Source organism: Nesterenkonia muleiensis (genome assembly GCF_003600155.1).
In the GTDB taxonomy this organism is placed as follows: Bacteria; Actinomycetota; Actinomycetes; order Actinomycetales; family Micrococcaceae; genus Nesterenkonia; species Nesterenkonia muleiensis.
The window spans coordinates 14531-40175 of the sequence record NZ_QWLD01000001.1; the positions used below are offsets into that span (position 1 = coordinate 14531).

The 25645-nt window shown below is 65.8% G+C and carries 15 protein-coding genes, 1 tRNA gene and 1 pseudogene; 9 read left to right on the top strand and 8 right to left on the bottom strand.

What is annotated here, in order from left to right; genetic code table 11:
- The first annotated feature begins 176 nt into the window (after window positions 1-176).
- Together DVO78_RS00090 and DVO78_RS00095 are read left to right on the top strand one after the other, a co-directional pair.
- Entirely contained in the window at window positions 177-3380 is a 3204-nt protein-coding gene (locus DVO78_RS00090; protein ID WP_120002781.1) for an ATP-dependent DNA helicase, read from the top strand.
- A complete protein-coding gene (locus DVO78_RS00095) occupies window positions 3377-7045 on the top strand; it encodes an ATP-dependent DNA helicase (protein WP_162301545.1) in 3669 nt (1222 codons plus the stop codon). Before DVO78_RS00090 ends, DVO78_RS00095 begins: the two co-directional genes overlap by 4 nt.
- A 38-nt stretch (window positions 7046-7083) precedes the next feature.
- Here the strand turns inward: DVO78_RS00095 and DVO78_RS00100 are convergent, their stop codons facing one another.
- The 5 genes from DVO78_RS00100 to DVO78_RS00120 form a co-directional block, all read right to left on the bottom strand.
- Entirely contained in the window at window positions 7084-8409 is a 1326-nt protein-coding gene (locus DVO78_RS00100) for an MFS transporter (RefSeq protein WP_238385048.1), read from the bottom strand.
- Between the two features lie 175 nt (window positions 8410-8584).
- Window positions 8585-9814, bottom strand: a complete 1230-nt coding sequence (locus tag DVO78_RS00105; protein ID WP_238385049.1) for an MFS transporter — start codon at window positions 9812-9814, stop codon at window positions 8585-8587.
- Window positions 9815-10141: 327 nt separating this feature from the next.
- Window positions 10142-10849, bottom strand: coding sequence for a hypothetical protein (locus tag DVO78_RS00110; RefSeq protein WP_120002783.1), 708 nt, complete (start codon window positions 10847-10849; stop codon window positions 10142-10144).
- The gene (locus tag DVO78_RS00115; RefSeq protein ID WP_120002784.1) at window positions 10846-11325 is read right to left on the bottom strand and encodes a hypothetical protein; all 480 of its coding nucleotides are present in this window, start codon (window positions 11323-11325) and stop codon (window positions 10846-10848) included. The genes DVO78_RS00110 and DVO78_RS00115 overlap by 4 nt, the downstream gene beginning before the upstream one ends.
- A 287-nt stretch (window positions 11326-11612) precedes the next feature.
- Window positions 11613-12254 carry a TetR/AcrR family transcriptional regulator gene (locus tag DVO78_RS00120; protein ID WP_120002785.1) on the bottom strand — a complete coding sequence of 214 codons (642 nt, stop codon included), beginning with the start codon at window positions 12252-12254 and terminating at the stop codon, window positions 11613-11615.
- Between the two features lie 78 nt (window positions 12255-12332).
- On the opposite strand from DVO78_RS00120, the gene DVO78_RS00125 reads away from it, so the two are divergent.
- Window positions 12333-13739 carry an FAD-binding oxidoreductase gene (locus DVO78_RS00125; RefSeq protein ID WP_202912031.1) on the top strand — a complete coding sequence of 469 codons (1407 nt, stop codon included), beginning with the start codon at window positions 12333-12335 and terminating at the stop codon, window positions 13737-13739.
- Window positions 13740-13867: 128 nt separating this feature from the next.
- Here the strand turns inward: DVO78_RS00125 and DVO78_RS00130 are convergent, their stop codons facing one another.
- Window positions 13868-15436 (bottom strand): phosphotransferase, encoded by a 1569-nt coding sequence (locus DVO78_RS00130; RefSeq protein ID WP_238385050.1) that lies wholly within the window; start codon window positions 15434-15436, stop codon window positions 13868-13870.
- Window positions 15437-15558: 122 nt separating this feature from the next.
- On the opposite strand from DVO78_RS00130, the gene DVO78_RS00135 reads away from it, so the two are divergent.
- A complete protein-coding gene (locus tag DVO78_RS00135) occupies window positions 15559-17688 on the top strand; it encodes an ATP-dependent DNA helicase UvrD2 (RefSeq protein ID WP_120002797.1) in 2130 nt (709 codons plus the stop codon).
- Here DVO78_RS00135 and DVO78_RS00140 read toward each other — a convergent pair.
- Window positions 17675-18241 carry a M48 metallopeptidase family protein gene (locus DVO78_RS00140; RefSeq protein WP_120002786.1) on the bottom strand — a complete coding sequence of 189 codons (567 nt, stop codon included), beginning with the start codon at window positions 18239-18241 and terminating at the stop codon, window positions 17675-17677. The genes DVO78_RS00135 and DVO78_RS00140 overlap by 14 nt on opposite strands.
- A gap of 114 nt (window positions 18242-18355) precedes the next feature.
- Here DVO78_RS00140 and DVO78_RS00145 point away from each other — a divergent pair, with 114 nt between their 5' ends.
- The 5 genes from DVO78_RS00145 to DVO78_RS00165 all read left to right on the top strand — a co-directional run bounded on the left by DVO78_RS00145 (window position 18356) and on the right by DVO78_RS00165 (window position 25309).
- Window positions 18356-19039, top strand: coding sequence for a hypothetical protein (locus tag DVO78_RS00145; protein ID WP_120002787.1), 684 nt, complete (start codon window positions 18356-18358; stop codon window positions 19037-19039).
- A 115-nt stretch (window positions 19040-19154) separates the two neighbouring features.
- Complete coding sequence (locus tag DVO78_RS00150) at window positions 19155-20720, top strand: zinc-dependent metalloprotease (protein WP_120002788.1); 1566 nt, start codon at window positions 19155-19157, stop codon at window positions 20718-20720.
- The gene (locus DVO78_RS00155; RefSeq protein ID WP_120002789.1) at window positions 20717-21787 is read left to right on the top strand and encodes a YlbL family protein; all 1071 of its coding nucleotides are present in this window, start codon (window positions 20717-20719) and stop codon (window positions 21785-21787) included. Before DVO78_RS00150 ends, DVO78_RS00155 begins: the two co-directional genes overlap by 4 nt.
- Window positions 21788-21919: 132 nt before the next feature.
- The gene (locus DVO78_RS00160) at window positions 21920-25069 is read left to right on the top strand and encodes a UPF0182 family membrane protein (protein WP_120002790.1); all 3150 of its coding nucleotides are present in this window, start codon (window positions 21920-21922) and stop codon (window positions 25067-25069) included.
- Between the two features lie 166 nt (window positions 25070-25235).
- Window positions 25236-25309 (top strand) — tRNA-Met (locus tag DVO78_RS00165).
- 111 nt (window positions 25310-25420) lie between these two features.
- Here the strand turns inward: DVO78_RS00165 and DVO78_RS17825 are convergent.
- Window positions 25421-25645, bottom strand: a pseudogene (locus tag DVO78_RS17825) (IS256 family transposase); the annotation flags it as partial.

Here is a 25645-nt window from a genome sequence, read left to right on the forward strand (position 1 = left end):
GGACCTCGCTGAGCTCCGCCGTTCATGGAGCAGGGCCGCCGACTGGTCCCTCCGGAGGCCCGAGGCAGGTGCCGGGAGACAGCTGCGGCCGATGCGAGGTGGGTGCCTGCCCGTAAGGTGAGTATCTGAGTCCAGCTGATATGTAATGGAGAGGATCGAGGGAAGGACCGTGACCGATGACGACGACGCCTTCGCCTGAGTGCCCCACACTCGTCTACGGTGCACCGGGCGCCGGAAAGACGGCGGCCGCCGTGGAGGCGGCGCTGGATTTCCTGCGCACTGGGGAGGACTCGCGCAGGCTGCTGGTGCTTTCGCCCTCACGGACTTCTGCAGCCAGGCTCCGTGACGCCATCACCACGGGCTTCTTCGCCCAGAACCAGCACGCCGCACTGAGCGAGCAGCCCTCGCGGGCCTTCGCCTCCTACGCGTTCTGGGTGCTCAGCGAGGCGCGCCGGAAGGGCTTTATCTCCTTTGCCGCACGGACCCCGAGGCTGCTCTCAGGGGCCGAGCAGGACCGGATCATCTGGGAGATCATCTCTGAGCTGCACGGAGAACGCGCCGAAGCGTCCTGGCCGGCCAGCGTGCGTGAGGCGATGGGAACCGAGGGCTTTCGCAAAGAGATCCGGGAACTGTTCGATCGCGCCCGTGAGTATGACATCAGCGCCTCAGGCCTGGAGCAGCTGGCTGAGGAGCACGGATCCGAGGAATGGCACACCGCCGCGATCATCTATTCCCGGTACATGGAACGGTTCCACTCCGCTGAATTCGAGGACGCCTATGATCCGTCCGGGCTGATCAGCCAGGCGGTGCGTCTGCTGCAGGAGCATCCTGAACTGCTCGATGCCGAACGCCGCCGGCTCATGCTGGTGATCGTCGATGACCTGCAGGAGGCCTCGCCGTCGGTGCACCGGCTGCTGCGGCTCATCGCAGCCGGCAAGCCTGTACTGGCCTTTGCGAACCCGGATGTGGTGACCCAAGGCTTCCGCGGGGCTCGGCCCGATCTGCTCAAGAGCTGGGTCACCCGCATGGCTGCTGACCCAGACCATGGGCTGCATGCTTCCGGCCACGGGAACGGCACGCCTGAGGTGAGGGTACTCTCGGGGTCCCGGCGTATGGATCCGGCAATCGCCAGTGTCTACGCCAAAGCTCTGACCCGGATCCCCGCGCCGGCTGAGTCTGAGCTGCGCAGCATGTGGCAGGGGACAGACACGGCTGAGGACGGCTCTGCTGCGGAGGCGATCACCGCCCCCAGCGATCAGGCTGCCGAGCGTGCGGTCCTGGCGGAGGTGCTGAACCGATACGACCGGCATCAGGTGCCGTTCAATCAGATTGCGGTCATCGCCCGCAGCGGCGCTTCGGCCCAGCGCATCGGCCGGGTGTTCGCCGCCAACGGTGTACCGGTGCGCCAGTCGCTCAGTGATGTGGTGCTCAACCAGGAGCCTGCGGTGATGCCGCTGCTGCAGATCATCGAACTGAACGCAGGTGGCAACGAGCTCACGGTCGAGGACGTGCTGACTCTGCTGGGATCGCGCTACGGCCACGCCGATGCCATGGAGCTGCGGCGCATACGCCAGCTGCTGCGCCAACAGGAGATCCAGCATGCGAAGGCTGAGGGCCGCCGGCCCCGCAGCTCCGATGCGCTGATCCTTGCTGCGGCGCAGGACATCGAACACCCGGTGCTGAAAGAGATCCGGTCCGCCCAGATACGCCCGCTGGAGCGAATCGCGCGTATGCTGGCCGCTGCTCGGGCCGCCTCCGGGGACAACGCCCGGCCAGGGGAGCTGCTGTGGGCCATCTGGGAGGCCTCCGGTGCGGCCACAGACTGGCAGCAGAGGGCCCGGGGCGCCGGGCGTGAGGCCGAAACCGCCCATCACGACCTCGATGCTGTGCTCGCGCTCTTCCAAGCAGCCGACCGATTCGAGGACCACAACCCCGGCGCCGGCGCCGGGAGCTTCGGTGAGCACATGCAGCGCCTGGAGCTGCCGATGGACACCCTGGCCGAAACCGTCGCCCCGGCCGACGCCGTCGAGATCCTCACCCCGACCAGCGCAGCAGGCCGCGCATTCGACACTGTCATTCTGCTGGACCTGCAGCACGGAGTATGGCCGAACCTGCGTCCCCGGGGCGAGCTGCTGCGCTCACGGGAGCTGGTCGACGTCGTCGAGGGCCTCACCGGCCCGGAGAATCAGAACCCGCTGATCAAACGTCTGCAGACCCTCCAAGATGAGTACCGGCTCTTCGCCGCGGCCGTCTCCCGGGGACGTCACCGGCTCTTCGCCGTCGCCGTCGACAGTGACCAGAACCGGCCCTCCTCGCTGCTGGACCTGGTCACACCAGCTGATCGGCGCCGGATCACCGAGGAGCAGGCTGCCGCACGTCCGCTGACCGAAGCACATCTGGTCGCCGAGCTGCGCCGAGACCTCGAGCAGAACCCCCAAGACATCCACGCCGCTGAGGCTCTGGCTGCACTCGCCGAGGCCGGCGTTCCCGGTGCAGACCCTGCGCGCTGGTGGGGACTGGAGGATATTTCCGATGCCGACCCCCTCTATGAGCCCGGCGAAGACATCTACGTGCGTCCCTCCAGCATCGGCGTAGCAGTCGACCAGCCCCTGCAGTGGTTCGTCGAGGTCACAGGCGGCACCATGCCCACAGACTTCTCACGCATGCTCGGCACCCTGGTGCATAAGATCGCCGAGGACCACCCCACAGAGACCGACCCCAGAAAGCTGATCGACATCCTGCGCGAGAAGTGGGACACCATAGAGGCCAGAGAGGGCTGGCAGAACCAGATCGACTGGAACAAGGCAGTCAGTATGCTCGAGCAGGTGGCGGACTATCACCGGGAGTCTCGTGAGAATCGTGACCTGATCGCCACAGAGCTCAAGCTGCGCACAGTGTTCGAGCTCAACCCAGAGCGGGAACCGGCCAGGCAGCCGGTTGTCCTCGGCGGTCTGGTCGACCGGGTGGAGAAGACGTCCGAGGGCAAGCTCATGCTGGTGGATCTCAAGACCGGAAGCAGGGCTCCCAGCGCCCAGCAGGCCCAGCGGCACCCGCAGCTGGGCGCCTACCAGCTGCTGGCGCAGCGGGGCGACCGGACCGAACTGGACAAAACAGTCGAGGCTGAGCTCACTGATGCGCAGATCGCCAGTGCCGCACTGCTGTTCGTCGCCACCCACGCCAAGCCCACCCTGCGCAGCCAGGACCCTGTCGACGCCGCGGACCCCCAGGCCTGGCCATACCGGCAGATCGCCCAAGCGGTGAGGACGATGCAGTCCACCAGCTTCGAGGTCCGCCACGCCGGCGCCTGGGGAACATGCTGGGTCGGTCCGCTGTGCCCGCTCTGCTCCGGCAGCACCGGCAAGGAGATCACCCAGCCATGAGCGCTATGACCCAAACCGATCAGACCCATACCGCAGGCCCACGGTACTCCGCTTCAGAGATTGCCGAGGCTCTCGGAGAGGCACCGCCCACGCCTGAGCAGCGGGCGATCATCGAAGCGAAGCTTGAACCCACACTGGTCATCGCCGGAGCCGGTTCGGGCAAGACACAGACCATTGCCGACCGGGTCGTCTACCTGGTGGCCAACGGCATCATCAGGCCTGATGAGGTCCTCGGTGTCACCTACACCCGCAAGGCAGCCGGGGAACTGGCTGAGCGGATCTCCGGGCAGCTGGCGCAGCTGCTGCACAGGCTCCCCGAGACCCGCAGCGTCATCCTGCCCGAGCAGCTCGAGGGACCCGACGGCGTCGTTGACCCTTCTGATCTGCTGACCCCGACCATCTCCACCTACCATTCCTATGCACAGTCGCTGGTGACCGAGCACGGGCTGCGCATCGGCGTGGAGCCTGAGGTGGAGGTGATCGGCGAGGCTCGCGGCTGGCAGATCGTCCAACCGCTGGTGGATCAGTATGAGCACGGTGCCCGGTTCATCGAGACCAAGGCGACTCCCTCCACCCTGGCCAAGCAGGTGCTGAAGCTCTCCACCGACTGCTCCGAGCATCTGACCACCCCGGAACAGATCGAGGACTACCTGGACTCAGAGATCGCTCGGGCTGAGCAGTACGTCGAAGAGGACCCCAAGGCTGAGGCGCTCAATGCGACTCAGCTGAAAGTGGTCAATGCGCTGAACTCCCGCCGTGAGATCGTGGAACTGCTGCGCCGGTACCAGATGAAGAAGGCCGAGCTGGGAGTCATGGACTTCGGCGATCTGCTGACCTACGCGGTGCGCATTGCCGCTGAGATCCCCGCTGCGGTCGAAGCGGAGCGGCGGAAATACGCACTTGTCCTGCTGGATGAGTTCCAGGACACCTCGTGTGCTCAGCTGGAGCTCTTCAGCGGGCTCTTCGGCCGGGGCACCGGGCACGCGGTCACCGCTGTCGGCGATCCCAACCAGTCCATCTATGGGTTCCGCGGAGCCTCTGCCGGGCAGCTCTTCGACTTCCCGGCCCGGTTCCCAGTGGTGGACCCTCAGACCGGGAACCATTCTGCCGCCCCGCGCAAGTACCTCTCCGTGGCCTGGCGCAACTCCCATGCCGCGCTGGAGGCCGCCAACGTACTGGTGGAACCCTTTGTCCGCTGGGCCGCTCACCCCCAAGAGACCTGGCATCATCACCATGCGAGTCTGCGTGCCGAGCTGCCCCCGTTGGTGACCCCCGACTGCGCAGCCAAGGACACTGCTGTCCCCGTAGATCAAGGCGGAGAACCAGTGATGGACCCGGAGAAAGTGGCCCCAGGTGTGCTGCGATACGGCTTCTACCCCACCGAAGCAGACGAAGCAGCGGCCATCGTCGAGCAGCTCACCGCAGCGCTGAAACATACTCGGGACACCGTGCCCGGCCATGCTGAGGTCATCCGGCACAAGGACCAGGGCGTGCCGGTCACCGCCTCGGTGCTGGCTCGCAAACGTGCCCAGCTGCACACCATCGCTGAGGCGCTCGAGGCCGCCGGGATCGCCCATGAGGTAGTCGGTGGAGCAGGGCTGACCAGGGTCCCGGAGGTTGCCGAAGTGCTGTCCTATCTGCGGGTGATCGCTGACCCCCAGCGCTCTGATGAGCTGCTGCGCATTCTCGCCGGTGCCCGCTACCGGCTCGGGCCCAAGGACCTGTACCGACTTGGCAGAGTCGCCGAGAAAGTCACCGCAGCAGACCGCACTGCGCCCGAACAGTCAGAGGAGGACGAGCAGGTCTCGTTGGCACTGGAGCCTGATGAGCTGCGGTCGCTGCCGCAGGCGCTGGATTCACTGACCAGCGACGATCTGAAAGAGTTCTCCCCGGCCGGTGCCGAACGGCTGCTGAAGGCGAAGACAGATTTTCTGCGCCTGCGCAGCCTGACCAGCAGCGACCTGCCCGGATTTGTTCGTGCGGTGATCGCCGAGACCGGGATCGACGTCGAGCTGGCCTCCGCCGGCCGCTCTGCCCTTCAGATCGATGAGCTCATCGGCCACGCGCAAGCCTTCGGCGGTGGCGGCAGCCACACAGATCTGCGGGCCTTCCTGCGCTGGCTGGAGGTCGCCGAAGAGGAGGAGCAGGGACTCAAGACTGCTGTCCCGGAGCCCACGCCTGGCGCGGTCCAGCTGCTGACAGTCCACTCGTCCAAGGGACTGCAGTGGGATGTGGTCGTCGTCGCCGGTCTGCGCGAGGGCAGGCTGCCTGATTCAGAGCACAAGGTGCCCAACTGGCTCAAAGGTACTGGCGATCTGCCCTGGCCGCTGCGCGGAGACCGCTATTCCATGCCGCAGTGGGACTCGGACCAGCCCAATGCCATGTTCTGGGCACGGGCCGCGGGTGAGGGGACCACCAAGAAGTTCGAGGACCGGGACTTCCCGGATCAGTGCAAGAGCTACCAGCGGGAGGAGGACCGCCGGCTGGCCTATGTGGCGGTCACCCGGGTCAAATCCCTGCTGATCACCACCGGCGCCTGCTTCTACGGATCCACCCAGGGCAAGGAGCCCTCGCCGTTTCTGGAGGAGATCCGCGCCGCCGCTCAGGCGTCACCGCATCCGCATCGATTCGATGAGCTCAGCTGGTACGAGTTCGACCCCCAGGACAAACCGGAGAACCCGTCGAAGAACCTGGTTCAAGCCACCGTCTGGCCCTATGATCCGCTGGCCCCGCTGCAGATCCGGACCCTGGAGCTGATTCCGGCGAACCTCGAGGATCCGGCCTCGCTGGATGAATACCGGGAGGTAGCGGCATCGCCTTCGGCGCCGGGCCGCCGCCCGGCGCTGGAGGAAGCCCGTGATCTGGTGCGGGCCCAGTCGCCGCCTCCTCATACGGCACCGGCTGAGGCTCACCCCAAGCTCGCTGAGGCACAGTTCGTCATTCAACGCCGGAATGCGCTGCACCGGCCCATGCAGAAACCTGGAACCCCCAGCCACACCAGCGCCTCCGGAATGGTCCAGCTGCTGCACCACCCGCAGCAGGTGTCGGAGCAGTCGGGCAGGCCGGTGCCGCGCCGGCCCGCATCGGCGGCACGGCGAGGCACCGCTGTGCACGGGATCATCGAGGATGTGCTCGATGTCCAGGCTTCGCTGCCGGACATCGACGGCATCTTCGACACTCTGAATGACGACGCCGCGGACCTGAACATCGAGCAGGTCAGGGCAAGCTTCCAGTCCAGCCGCTGGGCACGATGGCCTGCCTTCGCCGTGGAAATCCCGGTGGAGACCCCCATCGGCGGGATCGTGGTACGTGGCAGGATCGACGCGGTCTTCGCCGTCGGGCCCGATGGCAGGCATCTGGGCACCGACACCTACCAGCGGTGGCTTGAGCTGCCGCGGGCTGAACGCATCGCGAAGATGTCGCCATGCCGGTTCGAGCTGGTGGACTGGAAGACCGGGCGGATCCCCCAGGGCCAGGACATGGCGGAGAAAGAGCTGCAGCTGGCGGTCTACCGCATCGCCTTCAGCAGGCTCTACGGTGTGAAGGAGGAGAACATCGGATGCCACTTCCTCTACCTCGACCATGCCCACACCCATACGCCTGCGGCGCTGCCCGGGGCCGAAGACCTCGAAACGCTGGTGCGCAGCGTGGGCGGTACAGGCTGAGGCTCTGTGGGCGGTGGCGGCGCGGCGGCGTCGTCGTCCTAGACGGTCTGGGCGGCCTTCCTGGTGAGGTAGATGGCGTAGGCGCAGATGAGCACGCCGAGAGCTGCGGTGATGGCACCGGCATAGGCCGGGGCCCTGAGGCCCAGGCCAGCCTCGATCACCACTGCTCCCATGATGGCGCCGATCGCGTTGGCGGAGTTGAACGCAGAGTGCTGGAAGCTGGCGGCCAGCTGGGGCGCACGCGGAGCGCAGTCCAGCAGGTGAGTCTGCACTGAGGGGCCCAGCGCCCCTGCAGCGATGCCGATCAGCAGCAGGAAGGTGATCATCAGCAGCGGAATATGGGCGAAGGCGCCGAAAAGTGCCATGCTCGCCGCCACGGTGACCGTAGAGACCATGATCGTTCCCAGCACCGACTTATCCGACCAATAGCCCCCGGCGAAGTTGCCCACCACATTGCCCAAACCGTAGAAGAACACCACGATCGGGATGGCTCCAGCTGTCAGCTGAGTGACGTCCATGGCGATGTAGGAGATATACGAGTAGATCGCAAACATCCCGGAAAAGCCGACCACCGCCAGAGCGATGCCGACCCAGAGCTGTTGGTTGACCAGGCCCTTGAGCTCGCCGCGGACCGAAGCGCTCGCAGGCGGGTTGATCTTGGGTGCGCAGAACGTCACCGCCACCATAGTGGCTACGGCGAGGACTGCGGTGATGATGAACATGATGCGCCAGCCGAACTCCAGACCGGCCCAGGTGACCAAGGGCACCCCGGCCAGGTTGGCGATCGCAATCCCGGAGAGCACCACCGCGATGGCCCGGGCTCGCTTAGTGGGTCCAGCCATATGCGCGGCCATCAGTGCGGCTGTGGCAAAGAAGGCACCATGCGGCAGCCCGGAGAGGAATCTGCCCAGCAGCAGCGCCTCGAAACTCGGGGCGAAATAGCTGAACAAATGGGCGAAGGTGAAGACGCCCAGCAGAAACAGCGCGTAGTTCTTGCGCTCACGCTTGGCGCCCATCAGGGAGAGGATCGGGGCTCCGATGACCACTCCGGCAGCGTAGAAGGTCACCAGCAGTCCGCCCTGGGCCTCAGTGATGCCCAGGTCCGCCGCCGCTGCTGCGTTGAGCCCCATGATCGCGAACTCGGTGACACCGATGGCGAATCCGCCGATGGACAGGGCCAGGATCGCGATGGCGACCTGCCGACGGGAGTACTGCTGCTGGAAGTGCTCAGGCCTGATGACCTGCAGCGTGCCGGTGACTGCCGGAATCGACCCGGTCAGAATCTGGAGCGGACTGGTCATCGGCCCCACCGGGGAGGAGGTGCCCTCAGCGGTTTCAGTTCTGGGGTAAGTGGTCTGGCTCATGCGTACACCGCCTTTCTGACGCTGGATGCTTGCGGGAAAAGGCGAGGCCCGGCGGGTCAGCCCAGACCCGCCGTCGAGATCGAGAAGTTCTCGCAGCCGGTTGGCCACGTGAACTGAAATAAAAATATTAGGTGAAAGAAGAGGAAAAACGCGAATGAAAACTACGTGATAATCGTCATACCTTTTGGCCGGCGCGAGTGGTCAGCCGCATGGCGTAGAGGGTGACCACTACCCCGACGGCTGCTGCCGCCGCCCCTGCATAGGCAGGTGCCCGCAGTCCCAGTCCCATATCGATGGTCAGCCCGCCGACCACCGCGCCCAGAGCATTGGCGGCGTTGAACGCAGAATGGTGGAAGCTGGCCGCCAATTGTGGGGCTTTGGGTGCGGTGTCGATCAGGTGGGTCTGCATGGAGGGCCCGAGGCTGGATGCCGAGACCCCTACGCAGAACAGCAGGATGAGCATCAGCCAGGGGATATGCGCGAATGCTGCGAACAGCGCCATGAACACTGCGACCAGGGTCATGGCCACGATCACTGTGCCCAGCACGGATCTGTCAGTTCCCGCCCCGCCGACGAAGGTGCCGACCACCATGCCTGAGCCGAAGACCAAGACCACCCAGGGCAGTGTGCTGTCGCTGAAGCCGGTGATCTCCACTGCCACGTGCGCCAGGTAGGTGTAGATGGCGAACATGCCGGAGAATCCGATGATCGCCAGCCCGATGCCCACCCAGAGCCGCTGGTTGGCCAGGGCCTTCAGCTCGCCTCTGACGGAAGCGCCGGCTGGGGCCTCTTGCCGTGGTGCCAGGAAGGCCACTGCCAGCATGGTGAATCCGGCCAGTGCGGCCACGATGAGAAACATCCACCGCCAGCCGAACTGCTGTCCGATCCAGGTGACCGCCGGCACCCCGGTGACATTGGCGATCGCCAGCCCGGAGAGCACCACTGCGATCGCCCGCCCGCGCTTGGCCGGCCCCGCCATCTGCGCACTCATCAGCGCCGCAGTAGCGAAATACGCCCCATGCGGCAACCCGGAGAGGAACCGGCCGGCCAGCAGAGCCTCAAAGTTCGGGGCGAAGAAGCTCAGCACATGGGCCAGGATGAACAGCACCAGCAGGAACAGGGCGTAGTTCTTGCGCTCCCGTTTGGCGCCGGCCAGCGAGAGGATCGGAGCGCCGACCACCACGCCTAAGGCATAGGCGGTGACCAGCATGCCGCCCTGACCGTAGCTGACGTCCAGCTCCAGCACGATCTCCCGCTGCAGACCCATGATCGCGAACTCGGTGACCCCGATGGCGAACCCTCCGGTGGCAAGGGCGAGGATCGCCCAGGCGACCCGGGACCGGGTCATCCGCGGTGGGCTCTGGGTGGCCAGTGGAACAGCGCCGGTGGAGGTTTTCTCGCTCACCACTTCGCCAACCGCGCCCCGCTAAGGATCATTCCCGCAGGAGCCAGTTCCAACTGACCTTATTCACCGCGATAGGCTCGGATCTGTGATGGGGAATACGCTGGGTGCACTGCAATCAACTGTTGAATCAGAGCACGACGCCGCCGCGGGGCCGTTGAACGTCGCACCGGGCTCCGTGGTGGCTGTCCGGACCATGCCTGACGCCAAGGGGATGGGGAGTACCGCTGTGTGCTGCTTCTGGGCGTTAAAGCTGACCAGATTCCTGCTGCTTGGGCTATGCGGGGCTTGCCCCGCGCAGAAGTGCGCGAGGCCGAACAGCGAGAACGTTCATTGCTCAACTTCTTCGTGACGCGACCGGCGGGAGCCGATGAGCTGAATCAGCCACCAGGACAGCTGGATGACGATCATGGTGGCTCCGCCCATCAGCGCCAGCTCGATGGACTCTCTGCTCCACTGATCCGCGATGAGCGTGGCTGAGGCCACCAGGACCGCCACGACCACCGCGACCAGGGCCAGAAGCCGTGAGGCGATCCCCATCCACTCCCGAGGGCGTCGTAGCAGCGTGGCTATCAGCTGAGCGAGCTGGAGGAGGGCGATTCCGGCACCAGCACCGACGGCGAATTCCTCAACGTTCTCGGAGAAACTATGCGTGGAGACCCACCCAATGAGAATCAGCAGACTAGCAACCAGCGCGATAGCGTCGATGAATGACGCTGCCAGTTGCAGCAGCGCTGCTGCGCCGCGGCCTCGGTCCTGCCTCTTGCGGGGGATGTAGTCCCAGGCCTGGCCGGCGTAGTACTCTGCGGCCAGCGCGGCCAGTGTGAGCACCACGATCGGCACCACGATGGGGGTGACCACGTGAGTGCTGATCACCCAGAGCGCCACTCCGGCAAGGAACGCCACTGGCAAAGACGCCAGGCGCCGCAGCCACCACGCGGCCAGATACGGCCTGCGGGCTGGTGGGACATCGAGAGGGTGAACCAGGGGGTTGGTCTGGGCGGAGGGAAGGTCGATGACTTCTTTGATCTCTTTCATGGCTGTCTCCATGGGACGTGTTGGATGTGGGGCCCGCGCAGGCCGTTTCGGCCGATGTCGTAGACCTTCTGACGCGAGACGCCGAGCTCGGCGGCGACCGTGATGGCGCTGTAGTCCTCCAAGAGGGCCTCCACGGCCACCGAGCGGACCCCTGAGGCCCGGGAGTTCAGATGCGAAGCCAAGGTGCTGACCTCGGCGGCGAGCAAGGCTGCCCCCAGCGGTCCGCCGAACTGATCGGCCCAGTGCGGCTCTCCAGAAGTGGCTGCCTGGTAGAGGCCGTCGCCGCCGTCCGTCAACACCTGGTGCACCTGCTTCGGACCGATGCCGCAGTCGGTGTACCGGCGGATCAGCTCGTCGAGGCCCGTGGCATCCGGATGACTGCGAAGCCGGTGAGCCAGGACCCGCCGCCAATCTTCAGACAGGGAATCGGGAGTCTCCTCGGAGGGTTGCTTGTCACCCCGGGGTTTACTACTCATAGTTCAATGCTGAGGGTGATCCGCAAATATGTCAATACCGGGGTGACAGTCGTCGCCGAGTGCTTACTTTCGAAAGGGTCGAAACGTGATTCCGGAGTCTCAGAAGCTCAGCCCCGATAAACCATCCGCTGGTGCAGTCCCTGATCGGCCTTCTCCCAGTAGGCAGCGGCACCCCTCAATGGATGGCACCAGTTCACCGGGAGGGTGAGTCAGGTGTGGCCGTCCCGAAGGCGGCACAGATGGCGGCGGTTCAGGAGCAGGCGATGGTGATCAGTTTAGCGGCCGTTTCACGTACTCTGCGCCGAGGCTGGGTCAACTGGTACATCAAAGAGCATTGCCAGGTAGTGACGAACGATTCCGAGTTGGCGGCGCATCAGGCTGGAATCGTTCATCGCGCGAGTCAGGATGAATGCGCCTTCAAACGTGGTGACAACGTGGTCGGCAACAGCGTCGAGGTCGACCGGACTGCGCGGTGGGTGAGCCTGGGCGGCTCGGTGGAGGGTTTCGACCAGACGCTCGCGCCAGGTTGTGAGCGTTCTGAGGATCACGTCGTTGGTGCCGTCGTCGAAGAGGTCCTTGTCGAACATGTATGTCACGTAGAGGCAGCTCGGATGCTGGGCGACAATCTCGTCTGCGGACTCCTCGAACAGCCGCAGGAAGGTCACCATCTGGATCGCTGGGTCATCGCTGACTTCCCGAGCCTGGGCGAGGTGTCCTTCGAGGAGGCTGAGGTCGGCGGTGGCGTAGCGTTCCACCAGGGCTCGCGCCAGGTGGTTCTTGCTGGGGAAATGATGAAAGAACGCACCCTTGCTCGAGTTGGTCTCCCTCAGGATGGCATCGACTGTTGTGGCGCCTAGCCCGTATTCCAGGACCAGGCGTTCGGCTCCGTCGAGAATGCGCTGGCGCGTCGGCGCTCCGTTTCTGGTCATAGTCCGAGCGTACCGCCCGGCAGATCATCAGATCCGTCTGCTATAATCAGACCAACTAGTCGGTCTCTAGGAGGAGGCATGTCTACTACTGCCGCCGAGACGGCCCGGCTCCGGGAGCGGTTCGGAATGAGCCTCAACGACGGGCTGGTGTGTCCCGACGACGACCGCTATGACGAGGCTCGGAGAGTCTGGAACGGGATGATCGACCTGCGCCCGGCCGCGATCGCTCAGTGCGCCACGACAGACGACGTGAGGTTGGCAGTGGAAAGCGGCCAATCCCTCGGGTTGGCGCTTGCGGTGCGCGGAGGTGGGCACAACGTGGCCGGGTTCGGCACTATCGACGGCGGCCTGGTGATCGACCTGTCGCCGATGCGCCACGTGCACGTCGACGCCACCACTGGGCTGGTCCGCACCGGAGGCGGGGCCACACTCAGCGACCTCGACACAGCGACACAGGAACACGGCTTGGTGGTGCCCTCCGGGGTGGTCAGTAAGACCGGTGTGGCCGGCCTCACCCTCAACGGCGGGCTGGGATGGTTGCGGCGCAAGTGGGGCCTGACCTGTGACAGCCTGGTCGGAGCCACAGTCGTGACTGCAGCCGGCGAGGTCATCGAGGCGACCGAGAAGTCAGACCCCGATCTGCTCTGGGGCCTGCGCGGAGGAGGCGGCAACTTCGGCGTAGTGACTGAGCTGATGTTTGAGGCCCATCAGCTCGACCCCGAGGTGGCCTTCGCCTTCGTCCTCTACCCGATCGAGGTGGCGCGGAGCGTGCTGACCGGACATGAGCAGACCGTGCAGGCCGCAGGCGACCGCGTGAGCACGCTCGTTGCGTTCGGCCGCGTACCGGCCGGCGAGGACTTCCCGGTCGAGACGCACGAAGTGCCCTACGTCGGAGTGCTCGGCGTCTATGCAGGTCCGGCTGACCAGGGTGAGCAAGCCCTGCTCCCGCTGCGTCGGCTCGGCGATCCGCTAGTGGACCTGTCGGGTCCGATGCCGTACCTCGACGTGCAGAGGATCTACGACCCTGACTACCCCGACGGCCTCCGCTACTACTGGAAGTCCACCAAGCTCCAGACGTTGCCGGATGAGGTCATCGACATCCTGACCGAACACACCCTGGCCGCACCGTCGAAGCACTCCACGATCGACCTATGGCTCAACGGTGGAGCAATCGAACGAAAAGGTGAGTCCGATACGGCCTTCAGCGGACGCGGCAACCGCTATCTGGTCAACGCCGAGGCGAACTGGGAGCACGCCGGCGACGACGAGGCTAACGTTGCTTGGGCGCGGGGCTTCCTCGCCGACTTGGAACCACGCGGAGCAGGCGGCGCCTACCTCAACTTCCCCGGCTTCCTGGAGGAAGGCCACGACATGGTTCGAGCCAGCCACGGGACCAACTATCCACGGCTCCGAGCCCTGAAACAGCGGCTCGACCCGGACAACGTCTTCAGACGGAACGCCAACATCGAACCGGGCGCATCATGACCATCCACGCCACCAGGAGAACGCCCGCGGAGGAGGCCGTCAGGAACCGTCCACAGGACCGCTTCTCCCCAAGAGCCAGGTTCGGGCCTGTAGTTGCTGGTGTGCCGGGATGGATGCCCGCTGATCCGTTACGCCCCAGGAGGCCGGAGACCGGGGTGGCGGTCATAGATGGAGGACGACGACGCCCCGTCGGGGCTTGCGGCTGAGGCCGCCGAAGAGCCCGAGCCAGCTGAGGCGGCGGACGTCTCGGAAGGAGCCGACGCTGCAGAGGGCGCGGACTGCGCTGAGGCTGAGGATGCGGCCGACCCCACAGACCCCGCTGATGAGGCTGACGCCGAGGAGCTCGCGGAGCGAGCGCTGGCGGCAGAGGCCGCCGAGGCGGGGAAGAAGTTCTTCTGCTTGGCCCGCCGCTCTGACTGCTCATCGGGCTGGATCGGCAGCGAACCGGTGGCAGGGGAAGGCCCGTCGAACTCCTCGGCGTCATCCACATACGCCGGAATCTCCTCAGTCAGCGGATCCTCCCCGGCAGCTGCGGGCGCGGCCGGAGAAGCCGGACTCCGGGGCTGGAGCGGGGTCACCACCCCGGTGGGTTCATCATCAGACTCATTCTGTGCCACGTCGGCATCGGTGATCACTGCCGGTTCGCCGTCGTCGTCATCCCAGTTGCCTGCCCCGGCAACAGTGGCCGCTGCCCCGGCGCGCCGCACCGGCTTGGAGTCCTGGGCATCAGCGGGGCCCCTGGGCTCCTCACCCTCCAACGGAGTGAGCGAGATCGGCCGGCCGCCGTAGGTGTCAATATCGGAGGCCAGCTGCGTGAGCAGGCCGATGGCCTCCTCGACCATCTGCTGGTTCTCCCCGGTGGTGCCGCGGACCAGCCATTGGGCCAGGGCGAACTCGGCCGAAAGCGCCGCCCGGCGGAGAATATGCTCGTCAGTCTCTGCGCTGCGGTGCGTCGTGTACGCGGCGAGCACACTGTTGCTGAAGGTCTGGTCCGGTGAGGCGATCAGCCAGGCAAGATCATCGGCGGGGTCGCCCACATGCAGATCGGTCCACCCGGTGACTGCCACCACCCGCTCACCTTCGATGAGCAGATTGTCCTCATGCATATCTCCGTGGACCACCGCGGTGGTGAAGTCCCAGAGCTCCTTGTCCTCCATGGCATGTTCCCAGCGGCGGAGCAGCAGAGGCGGGACCTGCCCGGTGGAGGCCGCGGCGTCGAGCTCGTTGAGCCGGCGCTGGCGGATCCGTTCAGCGCTGTAGCGGGGCAACTCGGCGTGGTCGACCACGGATTCGGAGAGATCGTGCACCGATGCGACGGTCCGGCCCAGCTCATGCACCAGGTCTGGTGCGGCGGAGATCAGCTCAGGCAGCTCCACCGGTTCGCCGGGCAGGTGGTTGTAGACGAACACCCGCATGTCATCGACCCGAGTCGCCCCGGCAACGCTGGGCACCCGGAAAGGCAGCTCAGCCCGGATGGCGGTGGAGAACCCGCGCAGCACCTGGACCTCGGTCTCCAGCCGCAGAGCGGCCTGATTGTGCTGCGGGCCGCGGACCCGCCACCGGTTGCCGGAGTCGTCCATCACGACCGCTGACATGAAGTCGCGGGCATCGTCTGGGGCATCGGCGACCCCGGTGGGGGAGAGGCCCGGCACCGCACGGGTGGCCAGGGCAGCCAGTTCCATCGAAGTCCATCGCACAGAGTTCAGCCTATGGATCTGTGCCCGGCGTGTCCCGTTGAAACGCCGGAGACGTGTGCATGAGTGCTGAACCTGTGGAGAACGACGACGCCGCCTCCGCGCCCGGCGGTACCGTAGAGACCATGAGTGATGCACTGGCTGGTCCCGCCGAATCTGTGCTCGACGGGCTCGACGACGAGCAGCGAGCCGCCGCGTCCACGCTTGCTGGGCCGCTGTGCATCCTTGCCGGTGCCGGCACCGGGAAAACCCGCGCGATCACCCACCGGATCGCCTACGGAGTCCGCGCCGGAGTCTACGACCCGCACCGGGTGCTGGCGGTGACCTTCACCGCCCGGGCCGCTGCGGAGATGCGCTCGCGGCTCACCGGGCTCGGTGCCCCGGGGGTCCAGGCCCGCACCTTCCACGCCGCCGCGCTGCGGCAGCTGCAGTACTTCTGGCCGATGGTCGTCGGCGGTGCCCTGCCGCAGATCCTGGACTACAAGGTCCGGCTTTTGGCTGAGGCCGCCAAGCGGCTGCGGATCACCACAGACCGTGCCAGCCTGCGCGACTTCGCCTCCGAGATCGAATGGGCCAAGGTCTCCACCCTCACCCCGGAGGGCTACCTCGCAGGCGCCGAGGACCGCGAGACGCCGGCCGGTGCGGATCACCAGAGCTTCGCCCGGCTCTACCAGGCCTATGAGGACCTCAAAGAGGACCGGCACCTGATGGACTTCGAGGATGTGCTGCTGTTCACCGCCGGTATGCTGGAATCCGATGAGCGAGTCGCCGCCCAGGTCCAGCAGCAGTACCGGCATTTCGTGGTGGACGAGTACCAGGACGTCTCTCCGCTGCAGCAGCGCCTGCTGGAGAACTGGCTGGGCGGGCGCGAAGAGCTCTGCGTGGTCGGCGATGCCTCCCAGACCATCTACTCCTTCACCGGGGCCACCCCTGATTATCTGCTGAGCTTTCGGCGCCGCTATCCCGGGGCCGAGGTGGTCAGACTCGTTCGCGACTACCGCTCCACCCCTGAGGTGGTGAAGCTGGCCAACATTCTGCTGGCCGACCGCCGTCCCGGTGGCCAGGCGGCCTGGCCCGCTCCTCTGCAGCTGATCTCCCAGCGCAGCTCGGGTCCTTCCCCGGAGATCTCTGAGCACGCCGACGACGAGGCCGAGGCGGCCGGGATCGCCCAGAAGGTCGCCGAGCTGTCCCAGACCGGTACCGCGCTCCGTGAGATCGCGGTGCTCTACCGCACCAACGGCCAGTCCCAAGCCTTCGAGCAGGCGCTGGCCACCGCCGGGATCTCCTACCAGCTGCGCGGATCCGAACGGTTCTTCTCCCGCGCTGAGGTGCGGGAGGCCATCGCTGCGCTACGCACCAGCTCGTTGATCAGCGAGGACTCCGGTGACACCGTTGCCGCCGCTGTCCGGGGGGTGCTCTCCTCGATCGGCTGGTCGCCTCAGGCGCCGTCGTCCACCGGTGCGGTGCGTGAGCGCTGGGAGTCTCTGGCGGCTCTGGTGGGGTTGGCCGAGCAGCTGGACATCGAGCGGGATGAGTTCACCCTCAGGGAGTTCGTGGCAGAACTCGAGGAACGCTCGGCGGTCCAGCACGCCCCCACGGTGGAGGGAGTGACACTGGCATCGCTGCATTCGGCCAAGGGGCTGGAGTGGGAGGCGGTCTTTCTGGCCGGACTCTGTGAGGGCCTGATGCCGATCACCTTCGCGCAGACTCAGCAGGAGCTCGACGAGGAGCGTCGGCTCCTCTATGTGGGCATCACCCGGGCTAAGACGCAGCTGTTCCTCTCCTCTGCAGCCGCTCGGCATCCCGGCGGCCGGGGCCGGCGCAAGGCCTCCCGCTTTGTGATTCCGCTGCGCAAAGAGCTGGGGTTGGGTGCCCCGGCCAGGAGGATCGCACCGGGCCAGGGCGTCTTGAGCCTCAATGCTGCTGCCCGGAGGCGGAAGGCAGCGGTCTGTGCCGGCTGCGGGGCGGTGCTGACCGTGGGCGCCCAGATCACACGCCGCCGGTGTGAGGACTGTCCGCCGCGTTACGATGAGCAGCTGTTCGAACACCTGCGCTCCTGGCGGCGAAGTTACGCCCACCAGCTACAGGTACGGGCCTTCATGGTGTTCTCGGATGCGACCCTGGAGCTGCTGGCTGAGCACAAACCCACCACCGACGCAGCGCTGCTGGAGATCCCCGGCATCGGCGAGCGCAAGGTGGAGCAGCACGGGGAGCCGCTCAAAGCCGCCATCCAGGCACACCTCAACCCCGAGTGAGGCTCTCCCCGCCGCCGGAACTCACACTGTGCTGATCCGCCCAGGTGACCCCGGCGAGGAACGCGTCTGCCTCCTTGGTGTGCGGATAGCGCGCCACCAGGCGGCGGAATTCCGGGCCGTGCCCGGATTCGATCAGGTGGGCCAGCTCATGAACCAGCACGGAGTCCACCACCCAGCCCGGCATCCGGCGCAGCTTGGAGGACAGCCGGATTTCCCCGGTGGTGGACGTCGTCGATCCCCAGCGCTTCAGCTGTCTGCCCGACCATGCGGCCGATGCTGGCTGGACGGCGCCGTCGAAATATTGGGCTGAGAGCTCGCGGGCGCGGGCCAGCAGGGCCTCATCGCTGCGCCCAGCTTGGGAGGAGCGGCCCTTCAGTCGTTTGCGGAAAGCCCGGGCATGAGTCTCCATCTCTGCCCGGGAGAGCCGCATCGGCACTCGCAGCCGCAGCGTGCCGCCGGTGATGTCCGCACTAACAGTCCGGCGGCGCCTGGCAGAGCGGATCACGAGCACCTTCTCGCCGTCCACCTGGATCACAAACTCCTGCTCAGCCATAGACGGTAAGCCTACTGCCGGTTGCGGAGATCGGCTGTGGAAAACCTCCTCAGGCTGCACTATTGAGAGATAATAAAAGGAACAAAGATGTATCAAACGTGATAGGAGAGGATCATGAACAGTGAGGAGATGCCTGCGGCTCTGCTCGCCCGGCGCAGACTCTGCACAGTGGTGGTGGACGGGCTGGACATTCTCGGACTGCACCTGGCCGACCAGCTGGTCCACCTCCGCCTCGGCACCGTGATCCTTCGCGATGACAGCCTTGTCGACGAACAGGTCAGCGGGTTCCGGGCCATTGACCGCGGCCGCCCCAGAGCTGAGGCCGCCGCGGAGCTCATCGGAGCCCGGGCCCAGCAGACCGCGGTGGTAGAGGCCCCGGAAGGCGCCACAGTCTCCGGGGCCGATCTGCATATCGTCACCGGCCACGGCAGTCTGCCGGCCCAGGTCCTCCGGCGTGCGGCCAAGGAGTCGCCAGCTGTGCTTCCGGTGCTGGCTTCCAGTTCCGGGTGGTGCGTGGGTCCTCTGCTGCTGCACAACAGCCCGGTCTGCGTGGAATGCCTGGACGGCAGCGGGCTGCTGACCGCAGCACCCGGCCCCATCGTCGTCGTCCCCCACCCGCTGATGCTGGCAGCGGCAGCTGTTGCCGCACAACAGGCCCAAGTGCTGGTCGACGGGGTGCACCGGTGCCTGATGGAGCAGGCGGCGTTGATCGGTGAGGCCGACACAGGGATGATCATGCCCACTGCGGTCCGGCCGGGGCTCGACTGTGCCTGCCTGACCCGTGTTGAACCGCGCTGAGAATAAGGGCCGCTGCGCAGCCGGTCGGGCTGTGAGCGAACGCAGGCGGCAATCACCAGCCGGCGGCGATACCCTTGAGGCTCATGCTTTGTCTCAACTGGAGCAGGAGCCAGCGATGACCGATCAGCCCGATGACAACGAGCGCCGCGAGCCCAATGAAGAGGAGCTCCTGCGCAGGCTCTTGGGTGAAGCCTTCGGGGACAAGTCCGGCGGCGACGAGCAGGACGCCCCGGACAGCACCGGCCCCTCGATCGGATTCACCGGCACCCCCGGCGGATCGCAGCAGGGGGCTGGGCAGGATCCCGCGTCCTCCGGCGGAGGATTCCCGGGCTTCCCGCCCGGCTTCGACCCCTCCCAGCTGCCCCCGGGCTTCGGGGACCCGCAGATGATGCAGCAGATCATGGGCCAGGTCCAGGCGATGTTCTCCGCCATGCAGAACCAGGGCGATGAGACGGTCAACTGGGAGCTCGCCAAGAACGCCGCACTGGGGGCTGTGGGCAATGACGACGCCGCGGTCACCCCCGCTGAGGCGAAGCAGATCGACGACGCCCTGCGGCTGGCTGAGATGTGGCTCAACGAGGCCACCAGCTTCGAAGCGCTCGGCACCATCGGGCAGGGGCTCAGCCGGAAACAGTGGATCGAGCAGACTTTTGAGTCCTGGCAGCGCCTGACCGCGCCGGTGGCCGAGTCAGTGGGCCGTGCCATGGCCCAGGTGGTGCGCCAGCAGCTTGAAGACGGAGAGGGTCTCAACCTGCCTGAAGAGCTCAAGGGGATGCTGCCTCCGGATGCCGCAGGCCAGATGGCCAGCATGATGGAACGCATGGGGTCGGTGGCCTTCGGGGCGCAGATCGGTCAGGCGATCGGCGAACTGGCCGGAGAGGTGCATTCCGGATCAGACATCGGCCTGCCGCTGGCCGGAGCCGGCATGGCCCTGGTCCCGGCCAATATCCGAGCATTCGGCGAAGGCCTGCAGGTCGAGGACGAGGAGATCCTGCTGTACCTGGCCCTGCGGGAGGCTGCGCGGATGCGACTGTTCGTCCGGGCACCGTGGTTGGAGGACGACCTGTTCAACGCGGTGGCCCAGTACGCCGCAGGTATCCACATCAATATGGAACGTGTGGAAGAGGCAGCCAGCCAGATCGACCCCTCCAATCCTCAGGAGATGGAGGACCTCTTCGGCGAAGGACTGTTCCAATCCGACCGAACCCCCATGCAGGAGGCGGCTCTTCGCCGGATCGAAACCACCCTGGCGCTGGTGGAGGGATGGGTCGACGACGTCGTCGCCCAGGCTGGTGCCCATCTGCCGTCACTGGGCAGACTGCGCGAGACCATGAACCGGCGCCGGGCCACCGGCGGACCTGCTGAGGCGGCCTTCGCCGCACTGGCCGGACTGGAGCTGCGGCCACGTCGGCTTCGCGACGCCGCAGTGCTCTGGGGGCAGCTGCGCCAGACGGAGGGAGTCGCCGGCCGTGATGAGGTGTGGGCCCAACCCGATGCGCAGCCGGACGAGACCGATCTGGACGACCCGTCAGGTTTCCACGACCGTCGAGCCGACCGGCAGGCAGAGGCCGCCAAGATCGACGACGAGCTCAAGAAGCTGCTCGACGGCGGCTACGACGGACCGGGCAACGGCTCAGGCTCTGATGCCGGAGACAGCCCTGGGCCTGGGGACGCCACTTGAGCCTGCGCCGGACAGTCCAGATCTCCTCCGGCGTGGGTGCGCTGGTCACCGGCTTGGCCGCCCTGACCCTGCCCAGCTCCTATTTGTTGGAGTCTCCCGGGCCGATCTTCGACACCCTCGGGGAGGTTGAGGACTGGCCGGTCATCACCGTCAGCGGAGCCGAGAGCTATGAGACCGAGGGGTCACTGGCGCTGACCACCGTGTACGTCAATGGGGCGCCCACCTCCACCGTGCGTGTTCCGGATGCGATGGCGGGCTGGGTCTCTGCCAGCGTCGACCTGACTCCGCAGGAACTGGTCTACCCTTCGGGCACCACCGCGGAGGAGGTGCAGCAGCGCAACACCGCAGCGATGGCCTCCTCCCAGGAGCTGGCCCTGGCCGCCGCATTGGATCACCTGGGCACTGACTATGCCGTTGAGCTCTCCGTGATGGACTTCACCGAGGAAGCGGTGGAGGCCGGAACGGACCAACTGCTGACTCCCGGCGACGTCGTACTTGCCGCCCAGGGAGAGACGGTGACCGGATTGGAGGGTCTGCGTCAGGCGGTCAATGACGCCGCGGGCGAACCGGTAGAATTGACGGTGGTTCGTGACGGGGACCACGTGGAAATCGCAGCGCCTACCTATCAGGATGCCGACGGGGAATACTATGTGGGCATCCTGCTGGCCAGCGAGTTCGACTTCCCCGTAGAGGCCGACATCCGGCTTCAAGACGTTGGTGGGCCCTCTGCGGGGCTGATGTTCTCGCTGGGGATCATCGACACCATGACTGATGACTCGCTGACCGGTGGGCAGGACTGGGCGGGAACCGGCACTGTAGACCCCGACGGGACCGTTGGTGCCATAGGCGGCATCGCCCAAAAGGTGGTCGGAGCCCGGGACGAAGGAGTTGAGCATTTCTTGGCTCCACGGCAGAACTGTGGTGAGCTGGAGGGCAGGCTTCCCAGCGGTCTTGACGTCTACGGCGTCGAGGACGTTGACCAGGCGGCCGAGATCGTCGAAGCCGTCAGGGACGGTGATGAGGACTTTTTGACAGGGCTGGAGCCCTGTGGCCGGAGTGCCGATTGAGTCCAGTGAGGACCTGCGCTTGCGCGGAGTCTTCGGGGCGATTGAGGGACCACGGGGGCGAAAGCCCCCAGAGCTGATCCGGCAGCAGTTGCACCTTAAATGAGCAGAGACATATAGAGACGAGGACAGACGTTGAGCTTCTCACAGGGATTCGGAAACTCGAACCCTTTTTCCGGAGGGATCTTCGGCTCCGGGTCGGGCAATAGCGACGACAGCGGCGCCGGGGGCTCCGGAGATCGCGGAGGAAACCGTGGTGGCGGCTCGGGAGGGCGGCGTCGTCCTTCTGCGCTGATCATCACGATCATCATCATCGCCGCACTGCTGGGTGCCTTCGTGGCCTTCGCAGGGTTTTACGCAGATGTGATGTGGTACTCCCACCTGGGGTACTCCGAGGTGTTCTGGACCGAGTGGCTGGCCCGTGGCGCCGTCTTCGCCGGTGCGTTTCTGGCGATGGGTCTGCTGGTCTGGCTCAGCTTGTTCCTGGCCTTCAGAGCTCGCTCCCAGAGCATCGAGAGTCAGCTGAGCGATTCTGTGGCCCGCTATCAGTCCACGCTGACTTCCATGCGCAGGCTGCTGATCTTCGGACTGCCGGTGCTGATGGGCTTGTTCGCCGGAACCGCGGCGCAGGCGAACTGGCAGCAGGTGCTGCTGTTCATCAACCAGGAGCCGTTCGGCCAGACCGACCCGGAGCACGGGATGGACTTCGGCTTCTACGTCTTCACCCTTCCGTTCCTCAACTTCATCATCGGGTTCCTGATTTCGGCAGTGCTGGTGGCCGGTATCGCCGGAATCCTCTGCCATTACCTGTTCGGCTCCATCCGCATTGAGTCCAACGGGAAATTCGTGGTGGAGAAGGCCGCCCGGTGGCACGTGGCAGTGGTGGCCGCGGTCTTCCTGCTGCTGCAGGGCCTGAACTGGTGGCTGGGCCGATTCGCCACCCTACAGGACCAGGGCGGGAACTGGGCCGGTGCGCTTCACACCGATGTCAACGCCGTGATCCCGGCCCGGACGATTCTGGCGGTCGCAGCAGTGCTGGTGGCGGCGGTGTTCATCGTGACAGCGATCACCGCCCGGTGGCGCTTTGCGATCATCGGCACGGCGATGCTGGTCATCACCGCGATCCTCGGGGCCGGCGTGGTGCCGTTCCTGATGCAGGAGTACCAGGTCCGGCCCACCGAGCAGTCGCTGGAAGAGGAGTACATCCAGCGCAATATGGAGCTCACCCGCTACGCCTACGGACTGGATGATCTGGAGAAGATCAGCTATGAGGCGACCCAGCAGGCAGAAGAGGGCGCCCTGGCCGACGATGCCGTCAACATTGAGAACATCCGCCTGCTGGACCCTAACCTGGTCTCAGCCGCCTACCGCCAGTTCCAGCAGTTCCGCCCGTACTACACCTTCCCGGACACGCTGAGCTTCGACCGCTACGAGATCGACGGCCAGACCTACGACACGGTGATCGCCGCCCGTGAGGTCAACGCCCCGGAAGGATCCTGGGTCAACCAACACCTGGTCTACACCCACGGCTACGGGCTGGTGGCGGCCAACGCGAACACGGTGACCCCTGAGGGGCGTCCTGACTTCAGCCTGCAGGGGATCCCCACCAGCGGTGATCTGGCCTCCGACGATGACTATGAGCCGAGGATCTACTTCGGTGAGGCCACCCCGGAGTATTCGATCGTCGGTGCCCCCGAAGGTGCCGCACCCCGCGAGCTGGACCGGCCTGCGGGTCAGATCACCGATGAGGACGATGCTGAGGCCGCCGACAACGGCCAAGACACCCAGTACACCTTCACCGGCGACGGCGGCCCCTCCGTGGGCAACCTGTTCAACAGGCTGGTCTACGCGCTGAACTTCCAGTCACCGGAGATCTTCCTCTCCGGCGATGTCAATGAAGAGTCGCAGATCCTCTACGACCGTCATCCGCGGGAGCGGGTGGAGAAGGTCGCCCCCTACCTGGAGGTGGACCAGAACATCTACCCGGCGATCGTCGACGGCAGCGTCAAATGGATCGTGGAGGGCTACACCACCTCCAACGACTTCCCCTACTCCACCGAGCAGCAGCTGGAGGCGGCGACTCAGGATGCGCTCACCCAGGCTCCGCAGCTGACCGGCCAGGTCAATTACATCCGCAACTCGGTCAAGGCTACTGTGGATGCCTACGACGGTTCGGTGGACCTCTACGCCTGGGATACCGAAGACCCGATCCTGCAGGCCTGGCAACAGGTGTTCCCCAGCTCCCTGCAGTCCTATGAGGAGATGAGTGCGGAACTGCTGGACCATGTGCGCTACCCCGAGGACATGTTCCGCATCCAGCGTCAGCTGCTCACCGAGTACCACGTGGATGACGCCGGAAGCTTCTACGAGGGCAATGACGCCTGGTCGGTTCCTGAGGACCCCACACGTGGTGATGGCTCAGAAGCTCAGCCGCCGTACTACATGACTCTGCAGATGCCCGAGCAGGAGGAGCCCGCCTTCTCGCTGACCTCCACCTTCATCCCCGCGGTGGAGGCCGATGGCCAGCAGCGCAACGTGCTCTACGGATTCCTGGGCGCCTCCGGTGATGCCGGAACCGGCGAGGACGGTGTCAAGAACGAGGACTACGGCCGTCTGCGGCTGCTTGAGCTGCCCCGGCAGACAGCGATCCCCGGGCCGGGACAGACGCAGGCGAACTTCGACTCGAACTCGGCTGTGGCCCAGCAGCTGAACGTGCTGGAGATCGGCGGCTCCAACGTGATCCGCGGCAATATGCTCTCCATCCCCGCCGGCGGGGGAATCCTCAACGTCCAGCCGGTCTACGTCCAGTCGGCTGGTACGGACTCGGCGTATCCGGCGCTGCGTATGGTCCTGGTCGCCTTCGGCGAGGAGGTCGGCTACGGCGACACCCTGCAGGAGGCTCTGGATATGGTCTTCGGCGGTGACGCCGGGGTGGATGCCGCTGAGGGCGCCGGTGTGGACGCCGACGCGGTGGAGGATGACCTCGAAGGCGTCGTCGATCCTGAGGACGCCGTCGAGGAGGACGAGGAGGAGCCTGCTCCGACCCCGACTCCGACCGAGGAGGAGGCAGCTGCTCCCACCGATGAGGACGAGGATGACGACGACGCCCCGGCCGCCGAGGATGACCAGGAGCGTCTGGAGCAGCTTCGCCAGGAGGCCGCTGACGTCTGGGCTGAGCGCAATGAGGCCTGGGACGACGGCGACAGGACTCGCTACATGGAGTTGGAGCTGGAGTTCGAACAGGTGCTCGACGAGCTCTTCGAGCTGGAGGCCCAGCTCAACTGAGTTGGTCCCGCTGGCGGGCGGAGCCCGCTCAGCGCACGCTCGCCTTCACACCTAATAGGGTAGGTCGGCGGCGTCTTGTAGGAGATATCTCCCACAGGGCGCCGCCGATTTTGTGCGCTGTTGGACTGCGTGTAAGATAGACAAGTCCCGGGAACGGGAATCCCAACGCGGGGTGGAGCAGTTCGGTAGCTCGCCGGGCTCATAACCCGGAGGTCGCAAGTTCAAATCTTGCCCCCGCAACGCAAAGTGCGAAGGCCCTGATCAGGAGAAATCCTGGCCAGGGCCTTCGTCGTCTCCCACCAGTGTGTATGAGTGGGTTATTGGCCAGAATGTGTGTATGGTTCGGGCGTGTCATCCTCGTCCTGCCCAGCCTTTCCTGGCCCAGAGGCCTTCCTCGGCTGTAGCTGAGGTGCCGTAGGTCTCAGGTCCGCTTGGGGCTTCTTCTGCGGTGTTCTGCTGGGCTGATTCGGCTGCTTGCCGTTGGCGTCGCTGTAGGATTGTCCAGGGATGGTGGGGGTGTGCGGTGAGGCTGTTGAGCAGCCAGTCTACGGCGGTGCGCGCGTGGACTTCGGGCAT